The organism is Acinetobacter endophylla (assembly GCF_053543775.1).
Genome location: NZ_JBLVOM010000126.1, coordinates 1 through 1,587, shown reverse-complemented (window position 1 = coordinate 1,587; position 1,587 = coordinate 1). Strand labels below are relative to the sequence as shown.

The 1,587-nt window shown below is 47.5% G+C and carries 3 protein-coding genes and 1 pseudogene; 3 read left to right on the top strand and 1 reads right to left on the bottom strand.

The genetic code is table 11. The features are described 5' to 3' along the window. Nucleotides 1-225 (top strand): broad-spectrum mercury transporter MerE (gene merE / locus ACNPNW_RS05765; RefSeq protein ID WP_448766698.1); only part of this gene is annotated, 225 nt, incomplete at its 5' end. Nucleotides 226-290: 65 nt separating this feature from the next. Then, nucleotides 291-503 carry a DUF3330 domain-containing protein gene (locus tag ACNPNW_RS05760; protein WP_000993245.1) on the top strand — a complete coding sequence of 71 codons (213 nt, stop codon included), beginning with the start codon at nucleotides 291-293 and terminating at the stop codon, nucleotides 501-503. Nucleotides 504-582: 79 nt separating this feature from the next. On the opposite strand, the pseudogene ACNPNW_RS05755 reads toward ACNPNW_RS05760, so the two are convergent. Continuing rightward, nucleotides 583-855, bottom strand: a pseudogene (locus ACNPNW_RS05755) (transposase); the annotation flags it as partial. Nucleotides 856-919: 64 nt separating this feature from the next. Between ACNPNW_RS05755 and ACNPNW_RS05750 the strand changes: the two are divergent. Then, nucleotides 920-1,587: IS6 family transposase (locus ACNPNW_RS05750; RefSeq protein WP_448766697.1), on the top strand; the 668-nt coding region annotated here is incomplete at its 3' end.

Here is a 1,587-nt window from a genome sequence, read left to right as displayed (position 1 = left end):
GAGCACTTGCCGTCTGAGACGCACAAACCGATCACCGGCTACTTGTGGGGCGCGCTGGCCGTGCTCACCTGTCCCTGCCATTTGCCGATTCTCGCCATTGTGCTAGCCGGCACGACGGCCGGCGCGTTCATCGGGGAGCACTGGGGTATTGCAGCCCTCACGCTGACCGGCTTGTTTGTCCTGTCTGTGACGCGGCTGCTGCGGGCCTTCAAGGGAAGATCATGACCGCTTCCCAGCCAGCCGAGAGTGGGCAGCTTTGAGCTTCGCTACCAATCTGGAGGAGTACCACCATGAACGCAAACGCCCCGAACACTGCCAGTTGCACCACCTGCTGCGTATGCTGCAAAGAAATTCCGCTCGATGCCGCCTTCACCCCGGAAGGCGCGGAATACGTCGAACATTTCTGCGGGCTGGATTGCTATGAACGCTTCCAGGCACGCGCCAAGGCCGCGACAGAATCTGACATTGCGCCTGTCCCTGGCGGTTCGCAGCCGTCAGATTGAAGCATTCTTCAAATTAACATAGGGACTGGCTTTGTTGCATAAAGGTTTGAAAGATAGAGCGATCCTAATTGAGCCAAATTCAAGTGACAACTTGGGTGTGAGGGCGCCCCAATTCTGTGAATTTGTTCAAGACGGCTACGCGTGCATGAATCTCATTCACCTGACTAGGAAAACTCCTTGCTGTTAATTTATCGCCTAATAATTTGATGCAATGCATCTTGGTTTCCACCAAACTTCGACGATGATAACCAGACCACTTTTTCCAAAGTGACCTTCCTAGCAGTTTGACTGTTTTCAATAACTCATTTCGTTCTATAGACCTGACTTGCTGATCTTTCCAAGGCTTTGCATTCGGCACTGTTGCAAATAGGCTGACATGATAAGCTAAATATCTTATTTATTTCGAGATACAGCAGATGAATCCCTTCCACGGTCGGCACTTTCAAGGTGAAATCATTCTTTGGGCTGTTCGTTGGTATTGTAAATATGGCATCAGCTATCGTGAACTTCAGGAAATGCTGGCCGAACGTGGAGTGAATGTTGATCACACCACAATTTATCGCTGGGTTCAGCGTTATGCTCCAGAAATGGAAAAACGTTTACGTTGGTATTGGCGTAATCCTACAGATCGACATTTATGGCATCTGGATGAAACTTACGTAAAAGTGAATGGCAAATGGGCATATCTATACCGTGCAGTTGACCAACGTGGCCATACTCTTGATTTCTATCTTTCTGCTAGACGAAATACCCATTCAGCTTATTGTTTTCTTGGAAAAATTTTAAATAATGTGAAGAAGTGGCAAATTCCACAAGTGATCAACACGGATAAAGCACCCACATATGGACGTGCTTTATCACGGTTAAAACGGGAAGGTAAATGTCCACCAGACCTTGAGCACAGGCAGATTAAGTATAAAAATAACGTGATTGAATGTGATCATGGCAAGCTAAAGCGGATCATCAGGGCCACATTAGGATTCAAATCTATGAAGACGGCTTATGCCACAATTAAAGGTATTGAAGTCATGCGTGCACTACGTAAAGGACAAGCATCGTCATTTTATTATGGTCAGCCTCAGGG

Bases quoted from the DNA above. Each gene is read 5' to 3' on its own strand.
- ACNPNW_RS05760 (WP_000993245.1), top strand. From the start codon at position 291: ATGAACGCAAACGCCCCGAACACTGCCAGTTGCACCACCTGCTGCGTA.